The organism is Pseudomonas sp. E141 (assembly GCF_052659885.1).
Genome location: NZ_CP084024.1, coordinates 3688752 through 3714070 on the forward strand (window position 1 = coordinate 3688752; position 25319 = coordinate 3714070).

Here is a 25319-nt window from a genome sequence, read left to right on the forward strand (position 1 = left end):
GACGGCCCATGTCCATCAAACAAGTCTGCAAGCGCACCGGCGGCTGGCTGTACCTGAACACGTCCCTGGGCCGTGGTCCGTTGCGTGGCGCCGGCGTGATTCTGATGCTGCACCGGGTCCTTAACAATGACCGCGCCGCCGAGCTGCCCCATCGCAACGAATTGTGCGTGGGACCTGAGGCTTTCGAGCGCTTGCTGATCTGGCTGCAACGCTATTTCGAATGCGTGCCCTTGATGAGCCTGCTGCTGGCCGATCCTGAAAGCGTCCCGAATCGCCCGCGAGTGGCGCTGACCTTCGACGACGGCTGGCGCGACAACGCGATGAATGCCTTTCCTTTGCTGCGCCAATACCAGGTGCCGGCGAGTATTTTCCTGTCCACCGACTTCATCGGCAGCCGCCAGCACTTCTGGTGGGAAAGCATCGGCGAAACCCTGTGGGGCAGCCATGGCCAAGTGGCGCGACACTCGTTGATCGAGCATTTGCAGCACGCCGGCCGGCCATTGCCGGTGATGCTCGATGACTTGGATGAGCAGCGCCGCAGCCTGTCGCTGATGCACTATCTGCAGAGCCTCAAGAGCCTTGACCCGCAGGTCTTGAACGACCTCACCGACGCCTGTCCCACGGGCGCCCAGCCCCAGGCCCTGGACTGGTTCCAGGTACGAATGCTGGAAGACTCCGGGCTCATCCGCTTCGGCCCCCACGGTGCCAGCCACGCGATTCTCACCGCGCTGGATGATCAGCGTCTGCACGAAGAGCTGAGCCGCAGTCGGGCGGCCCTGGAGAACGGTTGCGCCCAGCCGCTGCCGGTGTATTGCTACCCCAACGGCGATCACGATGAGCGCGTGCGTCAACAGGTGGCAGCCCACGGTTTCCCATTTGCCCTGGGCACCGAAACCGGCTTGTATCGCACCGACGGCGATCCATTGAACCTGCCACGCTTCGGCGTCAGCCAACGCAATGCCCAGCACCCTGAATTGCTGGCCTGGCGCATTCGCCGGGGGACACGCCCATGAGCCGCGGCCACTACCTCAAGCACTTGGCGCTGAGCATGGGCACGCGCCTGGCGATGATCGGCCTGCGCCTGCTGCGCAATGTGCTGCTGGCGCGGATCCTGGGGCCCAGTGAACGCGGGCTGTTCGCACTGCTGAGCACCCTGCCGGACCTGATCAGCGCCGTCACCAGTGGCGGCTTGAATTCGGCCGTGGGCTATCAAGCGGCTCAACAACGCTCGATGGGCCTGCTGCTCAGCCAGGTGCTGGTCTTCGGCTGCCTGTTGGCCGGGTTATTGACGGTGCTGGTGGTGGCACTGGTGCGCGAATTCGGCGGCGAACTGGACATCACCACACAGTTGGGACTGTTGGCGTGGCTGCTGCTGTTGGCCGTGCCGTTGACGGTGCTCAAGAGCGGCCTGCTGACACTGCACAATGCGTCCGGCGGCGTGGGTGCCTTCAATGCCCTGCGGCTGATGGAATCCCTGGCGCCGCTGTTGCTGTTTCTGGCGCTGTTCTGGATGTGGAAAGACACCGCCCTGGAGGCCGCGCTGATCAGTTGGCTGGCGGGTCTGAGCCTGGTGGTGTTGGCCGGTTGGGTCTGGCTGCGGCGGGACCACAGGTTCACCCTGCAATGGGATCGCTCCAACCAGAAGGAGCTGTTGCGCTACGGTGCCCGCAGCCACCCCGATTTACTGTTCCAGCAAGTGGTACTGCGCTCGGACTACCTGTTCATCGGCGCCCTGCTGGGCAGCACTGCCCTGGGCCATTACGCCATGGCCAGCGCCGCCGCCGAACTGCTGCTGATTGTGCCTGAGGCGGTCACCACGCCGCTGATGAAGCGTTTGCTGCAGCAGGACTCCGACATGAAACGCCTGACGCCTCTGGCCCTGCGCCTGACCGCCACGGTCATGCTCGGCGCCTGCCTGGGCATGGCACTGATTGGTGAATGGCTGATCGTCACGCTGTTCGGCGCGGCCTACCAACCGGCGTATCCCGCCTTGCTGGCGCTCCTGCCGGGGCTGTTCGGATTGTGCTACGCGAGCATCCTACGCCTGGATCTGCTGGGCAAGAACCGGCCCGGCACGGTTTCACTGCTGATGGGTTTGGGAGCGTTATTGAACCTGGCATTGAACCTGATCCTGATTCCGCGTTACGGCATCGTCGGGGCCGCCGCGGCTTCTTCGATCGCCTATATGGCCGTGACCGTCGCGCTACTGGCGATGTACTGCCGCCTCAGCGGCGTGGCGCTATGGCAGACGCTGATCATCCTGCCCAGTGACCTGCTGCCGATGCGGCAGATGCTGATGGGGAAATCCGCATGAACGCCGTCGTCAGGCAGATCGTCATCGCGAGCAGGCTCGCTCCCACAGTGGCTCGCCGCCGAGCACAAGAGCTGCGGCCGCTACACCTCCAATGTGGGAGCGAGCCTGCTCGCGATGGGGTCGGCCCGGTGCCGATGCAAACCCATCAGATCGGGTTTCTCCTGCCCGGAGACACCCTGTTTTGCCATGGACTGGAACACGCCCCTTTTCTCCCAACAAGCCACCCGTCAGGAGGCACCATGAAGTCCCTGCAAAAATTGCGTGATCGCATCCAGAAGAAAGGCCTGCGCGCTGTGTTCAAACAGCTGTGCAGACACTACGTGTTTTTCCACTCCCAACTGATATGGATGGAGCGTGATCTGGTCAGTCCTGTGCGACCTTGCAAGCTTAAGCCTTACGCACCGGTACGCCGGGAAGTCATCACTACCAGCAACGCCGACGCTTTCGCCACTCACTTCGGCGACCGTGTCGAGACCATGCGTGAGCTGGCAGCCGAAGGCCACACCGGCCTGATGTACCTGGACGACAAGGGCGATACCATCGGCTTCATCTGGGCCAGTCAACGCGACTATTTCGACCGCCACTTCTATGGTTGCTGGTTCCCGGTCAAGCCGGGCGAGTTCTTCGAGTTCGGCGGGGAAATGATCCGCGCCTATTGGGGCAGCCAGTTGTCCGTGGACGTACAGCTGGACCTCTGGAAGACCATGGCCGACAAAGGCAGCGACAAGGTAGTCGACGTCTGCGACCTGCAGAACATTCCAGCCGTCAAACTGCACCTGCGCATGGACTATCGCGAGCGCGGCCAAATCACCCACGTGTATTGCCTGTTTGGCCGCTGGCGGTTTTTCCGCGACACGTTTTACCGCGGCTCGGCACTGGGCGCTTTTCAAAAACCGGTCCCGCCGGTTGCATCGACTGCGGCGGCCTGATGTCCATGGCGATCCGGCTCCAAGGGTATCGCTCCTTGCCGTCTCAGCGGTGTGGCGCCGTGGCAGACACAGATCATCCTGCCCAGCGACTTGCTGCCGATGCGCCGGAGGCTGATGGGGACATCAGCATGAGTGCGCTCGTCAGCCAAAACCCCATCGCGAGCCAGCTCGCGATGGGGGCCACTCCCCAACCCGCCCCCCGTCAGGAGGTACCATGAACGTTCTGCAAAAATTGCGTGATCTCATTCAGAAAAAAGGCCTGCGCGCCGTTCTAAAGCAGCTGTGCAGACACTACGTATATTTCCACGAGCAACTGGTGTGGATGGAACGCGATCTGGTCAGCCCGATACAGCCTAACAACCTCAGGCCCTATACGCCGTTGCGCCGGGAACCCATTACCACCAGCAATGCCGATGCCTTCGCCAGGTACTTTGGCGACCGTGTCGAGACCATGCGCGAACTGGCTGCCGAAGGCCACACCGGACTGATGTACCTGGACGACAAGGGCGACACCGTCGCTTTCATCTGGGGCAGTACACGGGACTATTTCGACCGCCATTTCTTTCGCTGCTGGTTCCCGGTCAAACCGGGTGAGTTCTTCGAGTTCGGCGGTGAACTGTACCGAGCTTACTGGGGGACCCAGCTATCGGTGGATATCCAGCTGGATCTGTGGAAAGCCATGGCCAGGCAGGGTTGCAACAGAGTAGTCGACGTCTTCGAGCGGCGGAACATTCCAGCCGCCAAGCTGCACCTGCGCATGGACTATCAGGAGCGCGGCCAGATCACCCATATGTATTGCTTGTTCGGCAGCTGGCGTTTCTTCCGTGACACGTTTTACACCGGCTCGATACTGGACTCTTTTCGTAAACCGGCCAAGCCGGTTGCATCGACTGCGGCGGCCTGACGTCCATGGCGATCCGCTTTCAATGGTGTCGCTCTCTGGGCGCGGCGGACTTTCCTGTTTCAGCTTACGAACAGCTGCGATCCCAGGTGTCCGACGCAACACCGTTCAACACCCTGGCCTGGCTGCAAGCGGCGGAATTTGCCCTGTTGCCCGATCAGCAATTGCATGTGCTACTGGGCTGGCAGGACCAGGACCTGTCTCTATGCCTGCCCCTGGTTTCGGGACGTGAGCGTATCAGCGGACTGCGGTTCCGAGTATTGCATCACTTGGGTTACCCCCTGGCCGACCGCATCGCTCTGATGGCGCGCCTGGACGCCGAAGGCATGGGCCAGGCGCTGATGCAGATCCGTCAGCATGTGCCCCACGCGATGCTGCAACTGAATGAAGTGGTGGAGCCGGTTGGCGAGCAAAGCGTTCTTAGCGCCTGGATGGCACTGAGTTCCACCGGAGAGCGGCGGCTCAGTTGCCGGGTTCCGGCGCACCTGATCAGCGACAGCGACCATCAGGAAGTTTCCGGCGATCCACGCTACAAACTGCGCCGGGCGCGCAAGCGAATCGCCGCTTGCGGCGCCGAAATCCGTCGAGTGACGCCGGACGCTATCAGCATGGGGCAGCTGTTGCGGGCGATTGCCGATGTCGAGGCCGCCAGCTGGAAAGGCGAGGAAGGTGTCGGGATCTTCGCCGACCCCAGGCGCCGTCAGTGGATGAATCACGCCTTCACCGCCCTCGCCGCCCAAGGCCTGGTGCGGATAGTGATGCTGGAACTGAACGGCGAGTGCATAAGCTATCGCCTCGGTCTGTTGGACCAGGGGCGACTGTATGACTACAACCTGGCGTTCCTGCCGCAGCATGCCGACCTGGGCAGCGGCCGTGTATTGCTCGAAGAATGGATCCGCTGGGGGCTGGACGAAAACTGGCGGTGGATCGATGCGTCACGGGTCAGTCTCGATAATTCCAGCCATCAATTGCACGAACGCATGACCGGACAACTGGAGCACTGGCGTTGGAGTTTTTATTCGTGGCAACCCGATGGCCTGATCCTCGGGCTCGCCTTGCGGCTCTGGAAAAGTCTTAAACCCTGGCTTCGCAAACACCCGCCCCAAAAAACCACCGCAACAGATTCACCTTCTATCCCCAAGGAAAAGGAGATCTCCCATGCCCCACCAAGTAATCATCAACGCTGATGACTTCGGACTGTGCTTCAGTGAAAACACGATAATCGTTCGAGCCTTCGAAGCAGGCCTCATCAGTTCCGCGACCATAATGGCCAATATGCCGGGCTTCAAGCAGGCGTGCGTACAGTCCCGACAGCCCCGGCTCAACGGGCGCATCGGCCTGCATTTCAATCTCAGCCATGGGCAGCCGTTGAGCCAGGCTATAAAGTCGCGCCCGGCGTTTTGCGATGCGCACGGCCAGTTCGACTTCAGTCTGTCACGCTATTGCCTACGTCTGGGCTCAAAAGACATCGCGGCAATAGAGGACGAACTTCAGGCGCAATGGCAACGCTGCCTGGATCACGGATTGCGTCCAAGCCACCTGGACTCGCATCAGCACGTGCACAACATCTGGCCCATCGGAGAACAGGTCGCGCGCTTCGCTGCGCGCCAAGGTGTGCCCATTCGCCTGGCGCGTAACCTAGGAGCAAACCTGACTGTACCCAAGCGCATCTTCAAGGCCTTGCTCAACCGCCGCCTGCGTCGTTTATGCGGCGCGACGGCTGACTATGTCTGCACGCCGGCCGATTTGCAGCACACCGCAGCACCGGACCATGGTTTGCTGGAGGTGATTGTTCATCCGGTGCAACTGGATGGGGACTTCGGCGACGCCTACCTGGCTCCTGGCTGCTCGTTGACCCAGGTGCTGCATCAGCGCCTGGCGGGAGTGCCGAAGGTGGGGTATGGCAAGACTGAGCGGACATTTGAGCCAGTTCAGCTTGAGAGTGCGTAATTCCCCCGCTGCCATGAAGGCTTTATCTTGTGGGGGGATTTACTCCCTCCCCACAAGATCATCTCAGTCACCAAAGCCCGCCGCATCAGCGAGGCACGCTGGTTGATCGCTTCGCGCAATCAATGAGTCTGCGTCTCCTGGACGTCGACATCGACTTGGGCGTGATCAGAAAGAATCAGGACCTTGCTCCCTCGCCACGGGCACACCGTCCGAAATCCCTGCGTACTCTGAGCAGAATCTGCTAAAAGGCAGCTTTGATCTTGAGTAGCGAATCGCATCGATGTCTTCGTCTCTTATCTCCCGTCTTGGGCGACGCTGGCTGGCTTTGCTGTGCATGAGCGCGATGGTGGTCGGGCTGCCGGTGGGCTGTGGCGTGTTGCAGCACAAGGAACGTGAACTGGTGTTTCGGATCGAGCCGGGTACGGCAACCTGGTTCAGCGGCTTGCCGGGCGACGTGCAGGAGTTCGACCTCAAGCCCAAGAGCTTCAAGGCCGGGGAAAATATCCACGGCTGGTGGTGGCCGGCCGAACGCAAGAACGCGCCGGCGATTCTGTACCTGCACGGGGTGCGCTGGAACCTGACCGGTCAGTTGTTTCGTATTCGGCAGTTAAGGGCCCTGGGCTTTTCGGTGCTGGCCATCGATTACCGTGGTTTCGGCAAAAGCCAGGGCGATCTGCCGTCGGAAGCCAGCGTCTATGAAGATGCGCGCATTGCCTGGCAGCGTCTTGAAGTGCTGCAACCGGACCCGGCCCTGCGGCTGATCTACGGCCATTCACTGGGTGGCGCCGTGGCGGTAGACCTCGCCGCGGAGCTTGGCCAGAAGGCAGCGAAAGACGGTAGCCTCGTGCCCGCCCGAGGTCTGGTCATCGAATCCACGTTCACCTCCCTGGGCGATGTCGCCACCGCCATGGCGAACACCTCCCTGCCGGTGCGCTGGCTGCTGTCGCAGAAGTTCGACTCCATCGACAAGATCCGCGAGATCAACATGCCGTTGCTGGTGGTGCACGGCGCCGCCGACCGCTACGTCCCGCCACGCTTGAGCGAACAATTATTCAACGCCGCCCTGGAGCCAAAGCGTCTGTTGCTGGTGCCAGGCGCAACCCACAACAACAGTATGAACCTGGCGGGCAGCACCTACCGCCAAGCATTGGAGGCCCTGATGAAAGCCGGGCCATCGCCAGTGGCCGGACACCCTCCTACCAGCCCGGCCAAGGCGGGCTGATTCAACTCCGCCACCCAATCCCCCTGTGGGAGCGAGCCTGCTTGCGATGGCGGCGGGTCAGTTGGCATTAATGCGGGATGTGCCACCGCCATCGCGGGCAAGCCTTGCTCCCACCGTTTTGCGCGTCGAGGGGCCGGCAGCAAAAAAAAAACGGCACCTTGCGGTGCCGTTCATTCATTGCAGGTCCAGCTTATTTACGCGCCGCCTCCCATGATTTCAGCAGCTCGGCGTAGCTCACGGTTTCACCCTTAGGCTTCTCGTTGGCCAGTTTCGGCTTCGGTGCGCCCGGTTGGTCGAACCAGTATTGCGCGTCGCGCTCAGGGTTCATTTTCGGGGCGCAGGTGGCCTGGGCCTTGGAGCGTTCCAGGCGGGTCATGATTGCGTCCTGATCCTTGGCCAACCCGTCGAGTGCCTGTTGCGGAGTCTTCTCGCCGCTGGCGGCTTCGGCGATGTGGCTCCACCACAGCTGAGCCAGGCGTGGATAGTCCGGCACGTTGGTCCCGGTCGGGGTCCATTGCACACGGGCCGGGCTGCGATAGAACTCAACCAGCCCACCGAGTTTCGGCGCCAGATCGGTCAAGGCCTGAGAGTTGATGTCCGACTCACGAATCGGCGTCAAACCTACAATGGTTTTCTTCAGCGATACGGTCTTGGACGTCACGAACTGCGCATAGAGCCAGGCGGCCAGCCTCTGCTTCTCAGGCGTGGACTTGAGGAACGTCCAGGAGCCCACGTCCTGATAGCCCAGCTTCATGCCCTCTTCCCAATACGGTCCGCGCGGCGACGGCGCCATGCGCCATTTCGGCGTGCCATCGGCGTTCATCACCGGCAGGCCCGGTTTGGTCATGTCGGCCGTAAAAGCGGTGTACCAGAAGATCTGCTGGGCGATGTTGCCTTGCGACGGCACCGGGCCGGATTCGGAGAAGGTCATGCCCGCCGCTTCCGGTGGCGCGTACTTCTTCATCCAGTCCACGTATTTGGTGGTGGCGAACACAGCCGCGGGGCCGTTGGTGTCGCCGCCACGGGTCACGCTGGAGCCGACCGGATGGCAATTCTCGACGCGAATCCCCCACTCGTCCACCGGCAAGCCGTTGGGCAGGCCCTTGTCGCCGCCACCGGCCATGGAGAACCAGGCATCGGTAAAGCGCCAGCCCAGGGACGGATCCTTCTTGCCGTAATCCATGTGACCGTAGACGCGCTTACCGTCGATTTCCTTGACGTCTTCAGTGAAGAACTTGGCAATGTCTTCATAAGCCGACCAGTTCACCGGTACACCCAGCTCGTAGCCGTACTTTTCCTTGAACTTGGCCTTCAGGTCGGCCCGCTCGAACCAGTCGGCGCGGAACCAGTACAGGTTGGCGAACTGCTGGTCCGGCAGTTGATAGAGCTTGCCGTCCGGCGCGGTGGTGAACGAAGTGCCGATGAAGTCCTTGAGATCCAGGGTCGGCGAGGTGTAGGCCTTGCCTTCGTTGGCCATCATATCGGTGATCGATGCGGTCTTGCCGTAGCGAAAGTGCGTGCCGATCAGGTCCGAGTCATTGACCCAACCGTCGTAGATGTTCTTGTCCGACTGCATCTGGGTCTGCAGCTTCTCCACCACGTCGCCTTCCTGCAACAGGTCGTGGGTCAGCTCGATCCCGGTAATGTCCCTGAAGGCCTTGGCCAGCACCTTGGATTCATATTCGTGGGTGGCGATGGTTTCCGACACCACGTTGATTTTCATGCCGCGAAATGGCTCGGACGCCTTGATGAACCACTTGAGCTCTTCGAGCTGCTGTTCGGCTGTCAGGGTAGACGGCTTGAATTCACTGCCAATCCATTTTTTCGCCGCGTCTTCATAGGCGTCGGCCCAGGCCGCAGCGCTCAACCCGCTGAGTGCCAGCACGGCTGCCAATGAAACGCTATGTCGCAGCTTATTGTTTTTATCGAACATAGAGACCTCCTGTTTGGGTTTAAGAGCCTGATCGTCGAACCTTCGACTAGCCCCACCGCATCACTGCCAACAGCCACACCAAAGACAACGCGAACGCTATCCAGATGCTCCAGTCGGTGGCGCCGATCACCAGCAGATGCAGGTAGGCGCTACCGAGAAGACCGATAAACAACCGATCGCCACGGGTGGTGGCAATCGGCAGGAAACCGCGCCGAGGGATACTCGGCGAACGCAGTTCCCACGTAGTCATGCCTGCCAGCAGCAAGGCGATGACACCAAAGAAGGCCGCCGTCGGGCCGGTCCAGTTCATCCATTCCATCATCGTCTCCTCAGACCCGGCCCAGGGCAAAGCCCTTGGCCACATGGTTGCGTACGAACCAGATCACCAGCATGCCTGGCAGGATAGTCAACACCCCCGCCGCCGCCAGCACGCCCCAGTCGATACCCGATGCCGAGACCGTGCGGGTCATGACCGCCGCGATCGGCTTGGCATTCACCGAGGTGAGGGTGCGCGCCAGCAACAGTTCGACCCAGGAAAACATGAAGCAGAAAAACGCCGTGACGCCGATGCCGGAGCCGATCAACGGGATGAAGATCTTCGCGAAGAACTTGGGGAAACTGTAGCCGTCAATGTAGGCAGTCTCGTCAATTTCTTTCGGCACCCCGGACATGAACCCTTCGAGGATCCACACCGCCAGCGGCACGTTGAACAGGCAATGGGCCAAGGCCACAGCGATATGAGTGTCGAACAGCCCGATGGACGAGTACAGCTGGAAGAACGGCAGCAGGAACACCGCTGGCGGCGCCATGCGGTTGGTCAGCAGCCAGAAGAACAGGTGTTTGTCCCCCAGGAACCGGTAGCGGGAAAACGCATAGGCCGCCGGCAACGCCACAGCCAGGGAAATCACCGTGTTCAGGCTGACGTAGTACAGCGAGTTCAGGTAACCGGTGTACCAGCTCGGGTCGGTGAAGATCACCTTGTAGTTCTGGAAGGTGAAATCCTGGGGCCACAGCGTCAGGGTGCCGAGGATCTCGGTGTTGCTCTTGAACGACATGTTCAGCAGCCAGTAGATGGGCACCAGCAGGAACAGGATGTAGATCAGCAACGGAATCAGCTTTCTCTTGCTCATGGCGCGGGCCTCAACGGTTGGCGTCGGAATGAGTCATGGCGGTATAGAACAGCCACGACACCAACAGAATGATCAGGAAGTACACCAGGGAAAACGCAGCCGCCGGGCCCAGGTCGAATTGACCGATGGCCATCTGAGTCAGGGTCTGGCTCAGGAACGTGGTGGCGTTACCCGGCCCGCCGCCGGTGAGCACGAACGGCTCGGTATAGATCATGAAGCTGTCCATGAAGCGCAGCATCACCGCGATCAGCAGCACGCTCTTCATTTTCGGCAACTGAATATGCCGGAACACCGCCCAGTTGGAGGCCCGGTCAATTCGCGCGGCCTGGTAATACACGTCCGGAATCGCCCGCAACCCGGAATAGCAGAGCAGCGCCACCAGGGACGTCCAATGCCAGACGTCCATCACCAATACCGTGACCCAGGCGTCCATGGTGTTGGCCGCATAGTTGTAGTTGATGCCCATGGCGTTGAGCGTGGAGCCCATCAGGCCGATGTCGGCGCGGCCGAAAATCTGCCAGATGGTGCCCACCACGTTCCATGGAATCAGCAGCGGGATCGCCAGGATGATCAACACCAGGGACGACCATTTGCCCTTGGTCGGCATGGTCAGGGCGATGGCGATGCCCAACGGAATCTCGATCAGCAGTACGCACGCCGAATAGATGAACTGGCGCAGTAACGAGTCGTGCAGCCGTGGATCGAGCAGCACCTGCCTGTACCAATCGGCACCGACGAAATAACGACTGGACTGGTCGAAGATGTCCTGCACCGAATAGTTGACCACGGTCATCATCGGGATCACCGCACTGAACGCCACCAGCAGGAACACCGGCAACACCAGCCACCAGGCCTTGTTGTTCTGCACCTTGTTCATGGCTGCACCTCGCTCAACGGTTCCAGCAAGTATTCATCGGCATACACCATCAGCCATTGGCCCGGAAAACTGATGTACGCAGTGCCTTCGGGCACCGGTTTGTCTTCGGCCAGGCGCACCTTGATCGGCGCGCCATCGAGGTTGAGGGTGAGGATCTTGTAGGTGCCCAGGTCCTCGACGTGGACCACATCGGCCCGCATCGCATCGTCGTAAGGCCCGTCCCAGACATGGACAAATTCAGGACGAATACCGACCTTCAGGCTTTTGCCTTCGGCCTGGGCAATACCGCGTTGCAACGTTTCGGACAGCGGAAAGTGGGTGGAAGCGAAACCGACGCCGCCGGGTTGTGCCGTGACCTCGATCAGGTTCATCCCCGGGCTGCCGATGAAATAGCCGACAAAGGTGTGGCTCGGACGCTCGAACAACTCCCGAGGCGTACCGAACTGCACGATCTGACCGCCATACATCACCGCGATCTTGTCGGCGAAGGTAGAAGCTTCCAACTGGTCGTGAGTGACGTAGACCATGGTGATATTGAACTGCTCGTGGATCTGCTTGAGCTTGCGCCGCAGTTTCCATTTCAGGTGCGGGTCGATCACCGTCAGCGGTTCATCGAAGAGGATCGCCGACACATCGTCGCGCACCAGCCCGCGCCCCATGGAGACTTTCTGTTTTTCATCGGCGGTGAGGTTGCGGGCCTTTTTGTCCAGCAGGTTCTGCAGGTCCAGGACCTCGGCGATTTCCTGCACCTTGGTGTGAATTTTCGCCTCGGCCATGCCCTGGTTACGCAGTGGGAAGGCCAGGTTGTCGAACACCGTCATGGTGTCGTACACCACCGGGAACTGGAACACCTGGGCAATGTTGCGGCGCTCCGGGGTCAGGTCGTTGACGACTTTGCTGTCGAACATCACTTGGCCTTCGGAGGGGCTCAGCAGTCCGGAAATAATATTGAGCAAGGTGGATTTGCCGCAGCCCGATGGCCCGAGCAACGCATAGGCGCCGCCCTGCTCCCAGATGTGGTTCATCTCGCGGATCGCGTAATCCTCTGGGCCCGCCGGGGTGCTGGTGTAGCTGTGGGCGAGGTTCTGCAAACGAATTTCAGCCATCAGGCAACCCTCGCAATACGCTGGCCTGGGGCTTGGACCAGCTTGCCCTGGGCATCGAAGACAAACAGTTTGTGGGTCGGAATGTAGATGCGGATCGGCTCATCCACGTCGTATTCATGGACGCCGGACAAGTGCAGCACCAGCAGGAAATGCTCGTTGCGCACGTGCAGGAATGTCTCCGAACCGCTGATCTCGGCCACCTCGACGGTCACCGCCAGTTCCAGGTCGTCGTCGTTGCTCGGCACCAGGGAAATATGACTGGGCCGCACGCCGAAGCGGAACTCACCCTCGCCCACCGGCCGCAGATCGACGTTCAGCGGAAAGTGCACGAAATTGGCGAAACTTACTTCATTGCCGGCGATGCGGCCCGGCATGAGATTGATCGGTGGCTCGGAGAACAGCTCGGCGGCCAGTACGGTTTGCGGCTGGTGATACACCGAGGCCGACTTGCCGCTCTGGATCACCCGACCCTCATGCAGAATCGTCGTGGTGCCGCCCAAAGCCAGGGCTTCGTTGGGTTCGGTGGTGGCGTAGACGGCAATGGTGTGGCGGGCCTGGAACAGTTCGCGCATTTCCTGGCGAAGTTCCTCACGCAGCTTGTAGTCCAGGTTCACCAGGGGCTCGTCGAACAGGATCAGTTCGGCGTCCTTGACCAGTGCCCGGGCCATGGCGGTGCGCTGCTGTTGGCCGCCGGACAATTCCAGCGGGTGACGCTGCAGGAACTTCTCAATACGCAGCATCTTCGCGGTTTCCAGCACCTTGCTCTGGATCACCTCGTTGGACACACCGGCCTGGCGCAGCGGCGAGGCGATGTTTTCGAACACCGTCATGGTCGGGTAGTTGATGAACTGTTGATAGACCATCGACACGTTGCGCAGGCGCACCGGGCGCTGGGTGACATCAACGCCGTTCATCAGGATGCGACCGCTGTCGGGCTTGTCCAGACCGGCCATCAGGCGCATGAGGCTGGTCTTGCCGGACAGCGTGCGGCCCAGCAGAACGTTGAACGATCCGGGTTCGAAACTCAGGTTGGCATCGTCGATCCAGGTCTGGCCTTCGACGGTGCGACAAATGTGCTCAAGCGTTAATGACATGGCTCGGCCTTTTTATTATTTGGAGTCAAGCGACCCGAGTCTAAAAGCGAAAGCCGTGCCAGAAATCACAAGCTCATGATCCTGCTGATTTTTTCTCTTTTCCTTCAGAAAAGAACGTTCGTTGATGAACGAAAATGAACAACCTGACTGAACAACTGAACAGATTGCTGGTTGACAATGAACAATTTTGAACAACACTGAATAAAGGTTTTCGGCCGGCCTGACTTCGATCCTGTGGGAGCGAGCCTGCTCGCGATAGCTTTGTGTCAGGCCCATCAATGCTACTGATCAAACGCTATCGCGAGCAGGCTCGCTCCCACAGGTTTCGTGTATCAAGTGGCATTCAGGCATGCCCCAGCACAAGGAGGATGTGCGAGACTTATCACAACAATAAAAACAACATCTGCGAGAGTGCCCCATGGCCGCACCTGCTCCAGCCTTGTCCCACGAAGCCATCATCCAGGCCTCCTGGTCCCGCTGCCGCGCCTTTGGCCTGAATCACCAGAGTGTGCCTGCCTTCGATCAATTGCCCGCCGAAGGCATTGCCCAGTTGCTGGAAAGCCAGCATTCGCTGGTGCAGACCACCCACCAGGAAGTCCTGCCGTATTACGAGAATATCCTGAGCAACTCCAATTGCCTGATCATGCTGGCCGACAACCAGGGCCAGGTGCTGACCTCGTGGGGGACCCAGCGCTTTATCGAACCGAAACTGGCCCATGGTTTCAGCGCCGGGGCGAGCTGGATGGAGCGCTGCAGCGGCACCAATGCCATCGGCACGGCACTGGCCTGTGAACAGGCGGTGCACATTGAACACGATGAACACTTCCTCAAGGCCAACCGCTTCATGACCGGCTCCGCCGCGCCGATCTTCGACGCCGAGCGCAAGGTCATCGCAGTGCTGGACGTTTCCAGCGACAGCTACCTGCCGCCCTCCCACACCCTGGGCATGGTCAAGATGATGAGCCAGACCGTGGAAAACCGGCTGATCCTCAACCTGTTTCGCGGTGAGCATTTCCAACTGACCTTCAACACCGGCTTGAACAACCTCGACAGCCAATGGGCCGGGCTGCTGATTTTCGATGAAACCGGCCAGGTGCTCTCCGCCAACCGCCGCGCCGACAATCTGCTGGGCCTGCGCCTGTCACGGGTGAGCATCGAAAGCCTGTTCAAGGTTTCGCTGCTGGAGCTGCTGAACCAGCCCGACGGCCTGCCGTTCGCCCTGCAAGCGTCGGGGAGCAATCGCTTCCAGTGTTTGCTCAGACGCCCGCAACAGGTGACGGTCAAGGCCCGGGTCTTCAGCGAGCCAGCGCCCTCGTCCGCCCCCGCCGCGAACGTGATCAGCCTCAATACCCTGCACTTCGGCGACAGCCGCGTGGAAAAAGCCGTACGCCAGGCCGAGCGCTTGCTGGAGAAGGACATTCCACTGCTGATCCACGGCGAAACCGGGGTCGGCAAGGAAGTGTTCGTCAAAGCCCTTCACCAGGCCAGCTCCCGCAGCAAGCAGCCGTTCATTGCGGTCAACTGCGCGGCGATCCCCGCCGAGCTGGTGGAATCGGAACTGTTCGGTTATGAAAAAGGCGCCTTCACCGGCGCCAATCAAAAAGGCAGTATCGGCCTGATCCGCAAGGCCGACCGCGGCACCCTGTTCCTCGATGAGATCGGTGACATGCCCCTCCCGACTCAGGCCCGATTGCTGCGAGTATTGCAAGAGCGTTGCGTACAACCGGTGGGCAGCGCCGAGCTGTTCCCGGTGGACATTCGCATCATCTCCGCCACCAACCGCTCGTTGCGCGAACAGGTACAACTGGGCCGGTTCCGCGAAGACCTGTACTACCGCATCGGCGGCCTGACCCTGGAACTGCCGCCCCTGCGCGAACGCAATGACAAACAGGCCCTGTTCAAACGTCTTTGGGAGCACCACCGTGAACCCACACAATGGGCCGGCCTGAGCCGCGAAGTGCTGGATCTGTTCGAACGCCATCCATGGCCAGGCAACCTGCGCCAGGTCAGCAGCGTGCTGCAAGTGGCCCTGGCGATGGCCGAAGAGCAGCCGATCCGCCCGGAACATCTGCCTGACGACTTCTTCATTGATCTTGAAATGGAGCCGGTGGAAACACCGGAGCCGCTGACGGTCGACCTGAACGATGTCGAGGACCTGAACCGCCAATTGCAGGCGGTGGGGGGGAACATTTCGCACCTGGCGCGGCGGCTGGGGGTCAGCCGCAACACCTTGTACAAGCGCCTGCGACAACTTGAAAGCTGATGCAAAACCTGTGGGAGCGGGCTTGCTCACTCCCACAGGCGATTCGCTTAACTGACTGGCATCACTCCGAATGAGGCTGCTATTTATTCCATTGGCGCTTTAGTCGAACGCACCGTTAAGCACTTCATAGATGATGCCGGTGGCAATCGCCACCAGAATCAGGTCCGTGCCCACCTGCTGCCATTCGTACCCGTCATAGTGCGGCAGGCGCCCCAGCAAGCGCCCGTCCAGCTTCTTGGCAATGCCCGGTGGCAACGGCTTGCCTCGGGCGAGGTTTTTCTGGATACCCGGCGGCAGTGGCGGACCGGGGCTCCAATAATCACGGTGACCGCTCACCAGGCCGAGAATGCCGCCGCGGTCGATGCTGGGGCCGTTGTGCCAATCACCACCCGATGGGTTGCCCTTGCCGCCCTGGTTACCTTTGCCGCCCTGATTGCTACCTGGGTTGCCTTGACCGCCCTTGTTGCCCTGCCCGCCTTTGTTTCCTTGTCCTTGACCCTGGCCTTGATCGAATTTGGCGTTCCCTTTGTCGTTACCCGGGTTCGCCACTACAGCGGTAGAACCCGCCACGAGGGCGAAGCAGGTAACCGCAACAATCAACGAGCGCGATTTGAACATGGTGGTTCTCACTGAAAAGGGAACATCCCTGTGAATATAGAGGCTAACAGTGATATTAGTTCCATATCATACTGCGCGCTGACAGCAAGGCCCGATACCGTACAACGACGTTTCCAAGGAGCTCCATGCGCAAGGATTACCTGGCCTTTTTCGTTTCAATGTTCCTCTCACGGCTGGCCGACCAGATACTGCTGTTCATCGTCCCGCTGATTGTTTTCCAGACCACCCAAAGCGTCTCCTGGGCGGGCCTGGCCTTCTTCGTCGAATCCCTGCCACGCTTTCTGTCGTTCCCGATCTGCGGGGCGTTGTGCGACAAGTTCTCGCCCATTCGAATCCTGCACATCAGCCAGGTTTATCGCGCCGTGATGTGCATCGCCGCCGTGGTGCTCTTCATGATTTTTGGCGGCATTTATTGGATCGTCGCCCTCTCGGCGGTCTGCGGTGTATGGACCACCCAGGGCATCATGGCTCGCGAAGTGGTGATGCCCTACATCTTCAAGCATTACACCTACACCAAGACCTTGTCGTACTCGCAGATCGCCGACCAGACCGGGCTGGTGCTGGGCCCGCTGATCGCCGCGCTGATGCTGGAGGTATGGGCCTGGCACTGGGTGGTGCTGGCGATTGCCGTACTGTTCCTGCTGGCGGACCTGGCCATGCTGTTCTGGCAGCGCACCAGCGCGGTTACGCTGGAAACCTTCGAGCAACATCACGACGTCTGGCTGAACCCGCTGCGCATTGCCTTCGGTCACATCCGCAACCTGGCCGAGCTGAAAAAAATCATCGGCCTGGCCGTAGGGGTCAACCTGATCATCGGCGTCACCCTCGCCACCTCGGCGGCCATGGTGATCGGCGAGTACAGCGCCGGCAAGGACTACTACGCCTGGTTACAGGCAGCCGGGGCCGTGACCACTATCATCATTCTGTTCTTCCTGGCGCGGGTGACCTTGCCCTTGAGAGTCTTGGGCAGTGTGTCTTACACGCTGATCGCCGCCGGCGCCTTCATCACAGCATTCAGCCCGACAGTGTGGGGTTACGTCGTCGGATTTCTGCTGATCGTCGGCTTCGACAAGATGTTCAACGTCTACATGCGCAGCATTCGCCAGCAGGTCATTCCAGCCAAGGATTTTGGCAAGACCGTCGGCGTCATTACCCTGCTCAACAACCTGTCACAGCCCTTGGCGGGGCTGCTGGTCGCACTGCTGGCAGCGCCCGTCGGAACGCAGCAGGTGATCCTGCTGCTGGCGCTTGCCACCAGCCTGATCGGCATCACCGTGGTCGCGTTCTTCAGCAAGACGGCAGGCATGCCGGACGGCTATGGCGCCGACACAGACGCTTGAGAAGTCCCCCGCGTCTTTAAATATTCATCTGTGGGCGGTTAGAGTTTCCCGGTGCCCACCATTCGTCGCTAATGGAAGGTGACGCGCATTTCGCCGCCACGTCTGGCTCAGGGTTTGCACCGACTTGTCATGGCAGCCCCAGGGCGACGTAACCCTGACGCGGCGGCCGTCTTATCACTGCTGGTCAGTCACCGGAGATGTACCGTGTCAACTCTCAATGAAATCGCAGCGAACCACGCGAGAATGGCAAAGGCAAAGGAAGAAGAGTCGATACGGCTACGTGCACTTCACAGTCAAATAGTCGGTAGTTTTGACATTGCGCCGGTCGAGGCGAAACAGAAGATGCCACTGCACTTCATGGCCGGCGTTCAGGACCACTCGTTTGGGGAGGCATTGGCCCTGAACTTCTGACCTGTGTTGCTTGGAATTCATCGCCCGCTTGTGAGCGGGCGACATGGCTTCACAACTGCCTGACTAAAGCGGCTGCAAGTATCCCGGCCGCAATCGCCGGCAGAGGTTTCTTCACGATCACCATGATGATTGCAGTGCTCAGCAAAGCCAGGCGCGCGCCGTTGTCACCCTCGATCGCCAACGGGGCAAGCACGGCCACCAATACCGAGCCGGACATCGCCGTGATGAATTGTTGCACCCGATAGTTGATCGGCACGAACGACATCACGAAAACACCGCCCCAGCGGGTCGCCAACGTCACGATGGCCATGATCAGGATGATGATCAGGGTGCCATGGCCCGCCGTGTCGATATTCATTGTTTTTTCTCCATCCACAACGCGCCCAGAATACCTCCCGCCAAAGCCCCCACCACGACATGACTGTTAGCCGGCAGATACCAGTAGGCCAACAGCGATGAACAGGCCGCCACCGTCCAGATGATGAGCATGCGCAGGTTCTTCTTCCCGCCCACGACCATCGCCAACAGGAAACACCCCATCACCATGTCGAGCCCGAAACTGACCGGGTCTTCAATGGCGCTGCCAAAGTGCAGCCCCAGCCAACTGCCCAGGATCCAGGCGACCCAGAGCGCGATGCCACCGCCAAATAAAAGCCCCAGCCCAGGTTTTCCACGGCTGAACGCTTGCATCGCCATGGCCCAGTTGGCGTCCGAGACCACCAGCATCACCCCATAACGCTTGGCAACCGGCAGCTCCCGTAGCCATGGGTAGAGCGTGGCGCCCATCAACAGGTGCCGGGCGTTGATGGCAAAGACGGTGATCATCAACGGAACGACCGGGACCTGTTGGCCCCACAGATCCAGCGCAGCAAATTGAGAAGCGCCGGCGAATACCAGCGTGCTCATGAGCACGGCTGAAACATCACTCAGCCCTGACTGCGCTGCGGCCAGGCCAAAGGCGACGCCGAATACAACGACGAACAGAGAAATGGGGAGCAGCTGTTTGAAGCCGTCGTAGATGTGATTGAGCTTTAGTTCATGCAGGCGAGATTCTACGTTCGACAAGAGATGGCCTCTTAAAATATTTGCTGCGTCACTTGAACAACCCAGGGCCGCAAGACAGGAACCGTGTCAACAAAGAAGTCATAGGGAGCCCTACGATTCAATGTAGGGCTTCCTTTAGCCATTCTCGTCAGTTATCACTGCGAACGCACTGAACTGCTGACTTACTCAACCGCCGACCGGCTATTACGCCAGAACAGATACGCCAGCCCCACCGGTGCTATGAAAATCGCCAACGACCAGCACATCGCCATGGTGAAAACCTTCACTATCAGCATGAACAGCGCATTCACGAAAAAAACGTTGTTACCCATGATGTAGCCAACAACGCTTTCGTAGACGAACCGAGAATACGGATAGAGCAATGAGTTGATGACCGCCAACACAATCAGCCCAGGCTTGGCACCGATTCCTCCAGGGCCATTGGCGGCCAAAGAGATGATCATCACAGCGAACACCAGCCCAAAAAGGAATTGGCGGATGTAGTAGCTGGTAGTAAGACCCCCAAAGGTCTTGGCGAAAAATGAGTGCATAGAAGATCCCTCTTGAACGCTGATTTAAACGAGGCGCCACCATACCAGCATCATTTTTTCGCGCAAGATCAAGCAGATCCCCGGATTGATGTCAGCGCGAGCGGTAGACAATCGGACCGAGTCGTTGCTTTTAGAAACTGAGACCTACAAAAAACGGGCGACTCATAAGTCGCCCGCTTTTGCCATAAATCAGCAAGGACAAAAGCTAAGCGTCGGGATGCTCACTCGCCACCGAATCGGCCGCCTCCACATCAGACATATCCTCCTCGACAGGAGCCTCGTCATCCGCCGGCAATGGAACCTCGGGGCCGTCCTTCTTGGGATCGTGGCCTGTTTCATTATCCGTGCCACGGGTTACGTCCTGCTGGGATTTGTTCCCAGGGGCATTCTCGTCGATTTCCATGTTGGCTCTCCGTTCTGACGCGAGGGATTTCCACGCTTAAACATCAGAGATGTCTGGGCAACTGCAAGTGCCGGGCAATGGATGAACGGCAGGTACAGAAAAAACCGGAGTTTGGATCGGTGGATTCAGGGAGCGTTGGCGCTGGACACGGAGTTCTGAGTGGACTGCGCCGCGCGCCGACGTTACTCACGGGACAGGAATCGGTCGATGATCATCGAGACCGCTTGCACCGGAGAGACCAAGGCTGTGTCTATGCAAAACGAAGCTTCATCCCATGGCTCATATTCATGATCCAGTACCGATTGCCAGGTTGGTGGAGTCAGCCCTGGAACATCAACCATCCTTGTTTCGACCCGGCGTCGATGTTCATCTTTATCGGAACAGACCACTTGGATATTTGCTAATAGGACACCAGCGTGTGAGGCGATTTCGCTCCACGCGATTCGGCTTTCGAGGACGGGATTGACACAATCAACAATGACCGTGCGGCCCAAACGAAGATTACTCCGCGCAAGCTCATTGGCGACCATGTAACCACTGCGCCCCACATCTTGCGCAAGAGCGCCCGAGTTTCGAATCGCCTGCTCAATAGTATCGATCCGCAGGTACATGGCGCCTGTTGTCGCGGCGAGATCATTGGCGATAGTCGTTTTTCCGGTGCCGGGAAGGCCGCTGAAGACGATGAGCATTCCATATCCTTCGATGAGTGAGTTAATCCAGTGTAGGCAGTAGCCTTATGGCTCGTCCTTGATATGCACGCAGGCAGACGTGGAGGTCGTTCATATGCCCTAGCGTGGAAAGCGGAAACCGCAATAACGATCAAATACTGTCCCCATTCATTTGATAACGTCGCTTCAGCATTCATCGAGATTCGTCATGCTGAGTATCGAAAGGGCCTTGTGGTACATCGAGCTGGAACTGGGATCCCAACTCGATCTGGGACGTGTCGCGCGCCATTGCAACATGTCTCCCTTTGCCCTGGCCCGTTTGTTTGCAGTGTCGACGGGTTGGTCGGTGATGCGTTACATCCGTGCACGGCGTTTGAGCCAAGCGGCACTGACCTTGCGTCGAGGCGCACCGGATATCCTGCAAGTAGCGCTGGATGCTGGCTATGGCTCCCATGAAGCTTTTACGCGCGCCTTCTGCGATCTGTTTGGGTTCACTCCGAAGCAGGTGCGTGGGCACGAGGATGCACATCTCTCGCTGGTGGAGCCATTACGTATGAAAGAAAGGAAACTTGTAACACTCCCCAAACCCCGTTTTGAAACCAGAGCAGCGTTTTTCATAGCGGGTCTTGGGGATCGTTTTACCTTCGATAGGAACGAAGGCATCGTCGGCCTATGGCAAGCGTTCTCCCCCTACCTGGGACAGGTTCTAGATCAGGTAAACAGCTGGAGCTATGGCCTGTGTTGTAATCCTGAACTGGACGGTAGTTTTGAGTACATTGCCGGCACAGAGGTGTCCTGCGTTGACGGTCTTCCTTCGGCTTTTCGGTATTTCAGGGTGCCGCGGCAAGACTATGTGGTTTTTCGACACCAAGGCCACATCTCGACGATCCATCAGACGTTCTTCACGATTTTCAATCACTGGCTGCCTGAATCCGAATACGAGCTTGCCGACGCGCCTGAGTTCGAGCAGTACAGTCCGGATTTCGAACCCTCCCGAGAGAAGGGTTACGTGGACGTGTGGATACCGCTTGCAAGACGCCAAGCATCCCATGCCATGAACTCACAAATTAGACCACTCAGCATGGAGCCCGCGCCCATGAGTTTTAATTGGCACAGTGATCAGCTCACAAGAGATACGCCAGTTTGCAAGAATTACCGAAACACACAGAACGTCCGTAGATTCATGGTGGAGCACTGCGGCGCGAAGTTTAAATTTGATAAAGGCTTTATGGCCTGGATACGTGATGGCGTACCTAAAACGCTTGGAGAGGTCGTCGATGAGTGGCTGCAGCGCAATCGTGATACCCATTGAACGAGCAGGCGTCATGTAAAACTCTAAATGCTCAATGAAGAACCCTGCGGCTCTCTCCAATCCTGATCCTGTCGAGCGCCCTGTTTAAAGCATCCAAGGCATCGAGCAGGGCTTTCGCCTCAGCCTCCCGACCATCGCCCCAGAGGCGTTCTGCCACTTTGTTCAGTGCCTGGATGGAGCGCTCAATTTCAGCAGCCGTCGCTGTCTTGCTTTCCTGAAGTTTCTTGGGCATTGATTATTCGTCCTCGGGCGTGTTGCTTCATCAGTTTCGACGCGAATACATCGCACGGCAGAACGCTATGCAGGGTTCCACCCATTCCACCGCCGATGCCCCCAATCGGCGATAAAGCTAGCCCAAGACCACTTCGAAAGAGATCAAATGGAGGGGCCCGTTCCAGCAAAAATTTCAAAGTTTCACGCCTTTCCAGCTCAGCATCCGCCACAAGCAGTTCTGCTACAAGTTTCGCGAGTGTTGACCTGGACTAGTTCATCTTCGCCGTTCAGGTCGCCATACGCGCTATCTCGTCGGGAGCTTGCACATGCAGAATTGCTACAACTAAACCCTGTGGCAAACCGGCATTCTTGGCAGCGGCGATCAAGTAGGCGGCGCAACTCACCACGGAATAACCCACCGGCGGCGAGTTGACTTGAGCTTGACGCTTATCGTCGCCATAACCCTCTCCAGTGCCGCGACACAATTTGCTGATGCGCGAAAGGTGTCGAAACCTATGAACTGAGAATTCGCGATTCCACCCACTCGTCTACAATCCAAAATTCTTCTAAAGGACTTGAATCAATGAATTTCAGGTGCATTCTGTTGGTGCTCGCGGTCGCTTCAGCGTCGGGATGCGGGACGATCAATACGACCTTTCGGGATGATGCTGTGGCTAGCGGTAAACTGGCTCGCTGGCATTCCCACTGTGACTCGGTTCCACGAATCTATAGCGGTGCAGTTTTTGATTACTGCACACTGGATGCGGAACCACGGCAAAACACTGGCTTCGATGGACACCCCGCCCCAGCACTTATTGTACTCGACATGGGCCTCTCAGCTGTCGCGGACACTCTCTTATTGCCTTACTCCGTCTATCTGCAAAACAAGCACGGCGATATCAGGAAAGCGCGTTTCGAATAGCAAGGCAAGCTGATCACGGGCGGACCATTTGCAGCTGTCCCGGCTTCGCATATTCAGAAGCGCACCCCGACTTACTTGGGTCGGCGTTCGACCCCGCCGGGCGCCTTGTCACACCGCATGCAATGCTCACAGTTCAGATGTCGGCAGATCCAGGCTTTTACCCGCTGCCAGTAGGTGACCATGAACAGGTGATGGATGCCGGCCAGAGCCAGGGCGATGTGCAGCGTCAGCCCGGCAGTGGTCGGGCCGAACAGAAAGCTGTCATGCCGGGTAGTGACCACGTACACGCTGATGGCGATAGCCGAGTAGATCAGCTTCCCGAGGATGCCGTCCCTCACCTTGCCACTTACCACGCACCAGAATGCCCACAAGGCGATCATGCCGCAGGCGATGAAGTTGATCAGTTCAAGATTCATGGTGGATTGCCTCCCCCGAACCTCTGGCGAATAAAAGCCCAGAGGTCAGCGGCTTTGATGGCCCGGGTGATGGCGGCGATGAGTGAACCACCGAAGGTGCCCAAGAGGAAACCAACACCGGAAACGCTGCGCGGCTCCACCATCCCGAAATAGGAACTAATCACGCCCCTCAGGTAATGGGGACAGACCGCACCCGAGAAAATGAAGATGGCCCAGGCCTTTCGGTCTACCAAGTCATCACGGTGCCAGAAACTGGTGGCAATCGCGCCAATCAATCCGGCCAGTGCCCAGTGAAGCTTGTCGAGCAGGCGATGCAGGAATTCCATGCGCTCAACTCCGTAGGTATGACTGAATTTGAATCAGCTCCAGCAGCACTCCCAGCTCAGAGCAATGGGTGTAGTGGAGCCGAAAACGAAAAAGCCTCGGCAAATGCCGAGGCTCATAAATATGTGGAGATATCTTTAAGCTGAGGCCACGACCCCCGCAGTGAGCAAAACAATTCCCAAATACCAACCCCAGAGGAACACCTTCGCTTGTGAGTCTTTCTTCGCATAGACGTACACGTAAAAAGGTATGACTAAGCAGAGCATGGCTTGGGGTAACGAATTTTTTATGGCAACGCAGAAAATGACCAGCTGCATAGCAACCATTAAGCCGAGCCCCGACAGGAGCAAGTAGATGACCATCCGATTACATCCATTTGAAATGAGTGGTGAATGTATCGGCGGCCCAATCAGAAACTAAAAGCCCGATAATGCCGGCTCTTTCTCTTTCCATATAAGCACAAAAAAGCCCGGCGCAATGGCCGGGCTTTCTCTGTGGTGTCGCGCTTGAAAAGCTGAACACGGTGCTATGAAAACAGAGCTATTCCATATGGACAACTCTTTTTTCAAGCTGCCTCCCTCATCCGCTCCAAGACGCAATCCACCCAGGTAACGCCGGCCTTGATCAGCTCCCGGGCCTTGCCTTCGCTCGTGCCGTATTGGCGGCCGACTCGCACCGCGGCCCACTTAGCGCCGTAGTACAGCCAGATGGAAAAGGGGACAGATTTATTTCTAGCCGTCAGTTGCTCCAAGCGAATCCATTCGATGAAAACTCTCAGCGCAGCGAAGCAAAAAACAAATCTGTCCCCTGTCTCCTTTTGGGTCAGATTAACGCAGCAATTAGGGGGACGAGTGAAGCGCTTAGGGGATGATCGGAGTATCTATCCGCTCACCAGTTTCCATATCATCAATCCTAAAGTCCCACCAGTCTTCACTTGGCACAGCCTTAAGACCGTACTCCCGCCCGGCCTTCAGATTAACGTCCCGAAAAATCGATCTAGTCGCGCGCGTTCCCGTCCACTTCTTTACTTCCAGGCGATGGTTTCCTGGGGACAAGCGATATTCGGTCCGCTGCGTATACAAAGCATATAGGGTATCTGCTCCATCTACGCTGGCAATAGTGAGCGTCTTCTCTATCGCCCGAATACCTGCTGTATGGGAGTTTGGCAACCCCTCCGCCGCTTTCTCAGTGTAAGACTTACAACCAGCCGCCATAGCTATAAGCATAGCGAAACCGAGGATCTTGAACCCGCGCTTGAACTGCATAAACCGACCCGTACTCCATTCGTGGATTGCGCTATTCAACCCCACCCACCACAAAACTGCCAGCATGGCGCTATCACCACGGAGCCAGTGATTAGTCGGCTCACCGACGCGCG

28 protein-coding genes and 1 pseudogene are annotated in these 25319 nt (G+C 58.6%); 13 read left to right on the forward strand and 16 right to left on the reverse strand.

Going from position 1 to position 25319, the window contains the following annotated elements:
• Nucleotides 1–8: 8 nt before the first annotated feature.
• The 7 genes from GKKCFE_RS16410 (at nt 9) to GKKCFE_RS16440 (ending at nt 7316) form a co-directional block, all read left to right on the forward strand.
• Entirely contained in the window at nt 9–1013 is a 1005-nt protein-coding gene (locus GKKCFE_RS16410) for a polysaccharide deacetylase family protein (protein WP_107322255.1), read from the forward strand.
• On the forward strand, nt 1010–2314 hold the full coding sequence (locus GKKCFE_RS16415; RefSeq protein WP_445576846.1) for a lipopolysaccharide biosynthesis protein: 1305 nt from the start codon (nt 1010–1012) through the stop codon (nt 2312–2314). The genes GKKCFE_RS16410 and GKKCFE_RS16415 overlap by 4 nt, the downstream gene beginning before the upstream one ends.
• A gap of 239 nt (nt 2315–2553) precedes the next feature.
• The gene (locus GKKCFE_RS16420; RefSeq protein ID WP_445576847.1) at nt 2554–3243 is read left to right on the forward strand and encodes an N-acetyltransferase; all 690 of its coding nucleotides are present in this window, start codon (nt 2554–2556) and stop codon (nt 3241–3243) included.
• 214 nt (nt 3244–3457) lie between these two features.
• Complete coding sequence (locus tag GKKCFE_RS16425) at nt 3458–4147, forward strand: N-acetyltransferase (protein ID WP_445576848.1); 690 nt, start codon at nt 3458–3460, stop codon at nt 4145–4147.
• Between the two features lie 5 nt (nt 4148–4152).
• Nucleotides 4153–5331 (forward strand): GNAT family N-acetyltransferase, encoded by a 1179-nt coding sequence (locus GKKCFE_RS16430; protein WP_445576849.1) that lies wholly within the window; start codon nt 4153–4155, stop codon nt 5329–5331.
• Nucleotides 5303–6094 carry a ChbG/HpnK family deacetylase gene (locus GKKCFE_RS16435; RefSeq protein WP_445576850.1) on the forward strand — a complete coding sequence of 264 codons (792 nt, stop codon included), beginning with the start codon at nt 5303–5305 and terminating at the stop codon, nt 6092–6094. Before GKKCFE_RS16430 ends, GKKCFE_RS16435 begins: the two co-directional genes overlap by 29 nt.
• Nucleotides 6095–6374: 280 nt before the next feature.
• Nucleotides 6375–7316, forward strand: a complete 942-nt coding sequence (locus GKKCFE_RS16440; RefSeq protein ID WP_107322253.1) for an alpha/beta hydrolase — start codon at nt 6375–6377, stop codon at nt 7314–7316.
• 190 nt (nt 7317–7506) lie between these two features.
• On the opposite strand, the gene GKKCFE_RS16445 is transcribed toward GKKCFE_RS16440, so the two are convergent.
• From GKKCFE_RS16445 to GKKCFE_RS16470, 6 genes are read right to left on the reverse strand one after another with little or no spacing between them, the layout of a single operon-like run.
• Nucleotides 7507–9249 carry an ABC transporter substrate-binding protein gene (locus tag GKKCFE_RS16445; protein WP_047228549.1) on the reverse strand — a complete coding sequence of 581 codons (1743 nt, stop codon included), beginning with the start codon at nt 9247–9249 and terminating at the stop codon, nt 7507–7509.
• 46 nt (nt 9250–9295) lie between these two features.
• Nucleotides 9296–9568 carry a DUF2160 domain-containing protein gene (locus GKKCFE_RS16450; protein ID WP_047228550.1) on the reverse strand — a complete coding sequence of 91 codons (273 nt, stop codon included), beginning with the start codon at nt 9566–9568 and terminating at the stop codon, nt 9296–9298.
• A 10-nt stretch (nt 9569–9578) separates the two neighbouring features.
• Entirely contained in the window at nt 9579–10379 is an 801-nt protein-coding gene (locus tag GKKCFE_RS16455; protein WP_047228551.1) for a carbohydrate ABC transporter permease, read from the reverse strand.
• A 10-nt stretch (nt 10380–10389) separates the two neighbouring features.
• Nucleotides 10390–11256, reverse strand: coding sequence for a carbohydrate ABC transporter permease (locus GKKCFE_RS16460; protein ID WP_047228552.1), 867 nt, complete (start codon nt 11254–11256; stop codon nt 10390–10392).
• Nucleotides 11253–12362, reverse strand: a complete 1110-nt coding sequence (locus tag GKKCFE_RS16465; protein ID WP_047228553.1) for an ABC transporter ATP-binding protein — start codon at nt 12360–12362, stop codon at nt 11253–11255. Before GKKCFE_RS16465 ends, GKKCFE_RS16460 begins: the two co-directional genes overlap by 4 nt.
• The gene (locus GKKCFE_RS16470) at nt 12362–13456 is read right to left on the reverse strand and encodes an ABC transporter ATP-binding protein (protein WP_047228554.1); all 1095 of its coding nucleotides are present in this window, start codon (nt 13454–13456) and stop codon (nt 12362–12364) included. The genes GKKCFE_RS16465 and GKKCFE_RS16470 overlap by 1 nt, the downstream gene beginning before the upstream one ends.
• A gap of 418 nt (nt 13457–13874) precedes the next feature.
• Between GKKCFE_RS16470 and GKKCFE_RS16475 the strand changes: the two genes are divergently transcribed.
• Nucleotides 13875–15719, forward strand: a complete 1845-nt coding sequence (locus GKKCFE_RS16475; protein ID WP_274090741.1) for a sigma-54-dependent Fis family transcriptional regulator — start codon at nt 13875–13877, stop codon at nt 15717–15719.
• Nucleotides 15720–15818: 99 nt separating this feature from the next.
• Here GKKCFE_RS16475 and GKKCFE_RS16480 read toward each other — a convergent pair whose 3' ends face one another.
• A complete protein-coding gene (locus GKKCFE_RS16480; protein WP_107322251.1) occupies nt 15819–16337 on the reverse strand; it encodes an anti-virulence regulator CigR family protein in 519 nt (172 codons plus the stop codon).
• A 125-nt stretch (nt 16338–16462) separates the two neighbouring features.
• On the opposite strand from GKKCFE_RS16480, the gene GKKCFE_RS16485 reads away from it, so the two are divergent.
• A complete protein-coding gene (locus GKKCFE_RS16485) occupies nt 16463–17677 on the forward strand; it encodes an MFS transporter (RefSeq protein WP_445576851.1) in 1215 nt (404 codons plus the stop codon).
• 204 nt (nt 17678–17881) lie between these two features.
• Complete coding sequence (locus GKKCFE_RS16490; RefSeq protein WP_047228558.1) at nt 17882–18088, forward strand: hypothetical protein; 207 nt, start codon at nt 17882–17884, stop codon at nt 18086–18088.
• Between the two features lie 49 nt (nt 18089–18137).
• Here the strand turns inward: GKKCFE_RS16490 and GKKCFE_RS16495 are convergent, their stop codons facing one another.
• From GKKCFE_RS16495 to GKKCFE_RS16515, 5 genes are all read right to left on the reverse strand, one after another.
• Nucleotides 18138–18446, reverse strand: coding sequence for an AzlD family protein (locus GKKCFE_RS16495; RefSeq protein WP_445576852.1), 309 nt, complete (start codon nt 18444–18446; stop codon nt 18138–18140).
• On the reverse strand, nt 18443–19153 hold the full coding sequence (locus GKKCFE_RS16500) for an AzlC family ABC transporter permease (protein WP_173406747.1): 711 nt from the start codon (nt 19151–19153) through the stop codon (nt 18443–18445). Before GKKCFE_RS16500 ends, GKKCFE_RS16495 begins: the two co-directional genes overlap by 4 nt.
• A 161-nt stretch (nt 19154–19314) precedes the next feature.
• Nucleotides 19315–19683: a hypothetical protein gene (locus GKKCFE_RS16505; protein WP_047228561.1), complete on the reverse strand. Its 369-nt coding sequence runs from the start codon at nt 19681–19683 to the stop codon at nt 19315–19317.
• 205 nt (nt 19684–19888) lie between these two features.
• Nucleotides 19889–20086 (reverse strand): hypothetical protein, encoded by a 198-nt coding sequence (locus tag GKKCFE_RS16510; protein WP_047228562.1) that lies wholly within the window; start codon nt 20084–20086, stop codon nt 19889–19891.
• Nucleotides 20087–20268: 182 nt separating this feature from the next.
• Nucleotides 20269–20775 carry an AAA family ATPase gene (locus GKKCFE_RS16515; protein ID WP_139049567.1) on the reverse strand — a complete coding sequence of 169 codons (507 nt, stop codon included), beginning with the start codon at nt 20773–20775 and terminating at the stop codon, nt 20269–20271.
• Nucleotides 20776–21049: 274 nt separating this feature from the next.
• Between GKKCFE_RS16515 and GKKCFE_RS16520 the strand changes: the two are divergent.
• Nucleotides 21050–21724, forward strand: a pseudogene (locus GKKCFE_RS16520) (AraC family transcriptional regulator); the annotation flags it as partial.
• 126 nt (nt 21725–21850) lie between these two features.
• A complete protein-coding gene (locus GKKCFE_RS16525) occupies nt 21851–22066 on the forward strand; it encodes a DUF6434 domain-containing protein (RefSeq protein WP_214914446.1) in 216 nt (71 codons plus the stop codon).
• Nucleotides 22067–22097: 31 nt separating this feature from the next.
• Here the strand turns inward: GKKCFE_RS16525 and GKKCFE_RS16530 are convergent, their stop codons facing one another.
• Nucleotides 22098–22298: a hypothetical protein gene (locus GKKCFE_RS16530; protein WP_188251353.1), complete on the reverse strand. Its 201-nt coding sequence runs from the start codon at nt 22296–22298 to the stop codon at nt 22098–22100.
• Nucleotides 22299–22862: 564 nt separating this feature from the next.
• Between GKKCFE_RS16530 and GKKCFE_RS16535 the strand changes: the two genes are divergently transcribed.
• Nucleotides 22863–23201: a YceK/YidQ family lipoprotein gene (locus tag GKKCFE_RS16535; protein ID WP_188251354.1), complete on the forward strand. Its 339-nt coding sequence runs from the start codon at nt 22863–22865 to the stop codon at nt 23199–23201.
• Between the two features lie 71 nt (nt 23202–23272).
• Here the strand turns inward: GKKCFE_RS16535 and GKKCFE_RS16540 are convergent, their stop codons facing one another.
• The 3 genes from GKKCFE_RS16540 to GKKCFE_RS16550 all read right to left on the reverse strand — a co-directional run bounded on the left by GKKCFE_RS16540 (nt 23273) and on the right by GKKCFE_RS16550 (nt 25272).
• Nucleotides 23273–23617: a hypothetical protein gene (locus GKKCFE_RS16540; protein WP_316911992.1), complete on the reverse strand. Its 345-nt coding sequence runs from the start codon at nt 23615–23617 to the stop codon at nt 23273–23275.
• Nucleotides 23614–23943 carry an MFS transporter gene (locus GKKCFE_RS16545; RefSeq protein ID WP_188251356.1) on the reverse strand — a complete coding sequence of 110 codons (330 nt, stop codon included), beginning with the start codon at nt 23941–23943 and terminating at the stop codon, nt 23614–23616. Before GKKCFE_RS16545 ends, GKKCFE_RS16540 begins: the two co-directional genes overlap by 4 nt.
• 858 nt (nt 23944–24801) lie before the next feature.
• A complete protein-coding gene (locus GKKCFE_RS16550; RefSeq protein ID WP_316911993.1) occupies nt 24802–25272 on the reverse strand; it encodes a hypothetical protein in 471 nt (156 codons plus the stop codon).
• Nucleotides 25273–25319 lie beyond the last annotated feature (47 nt).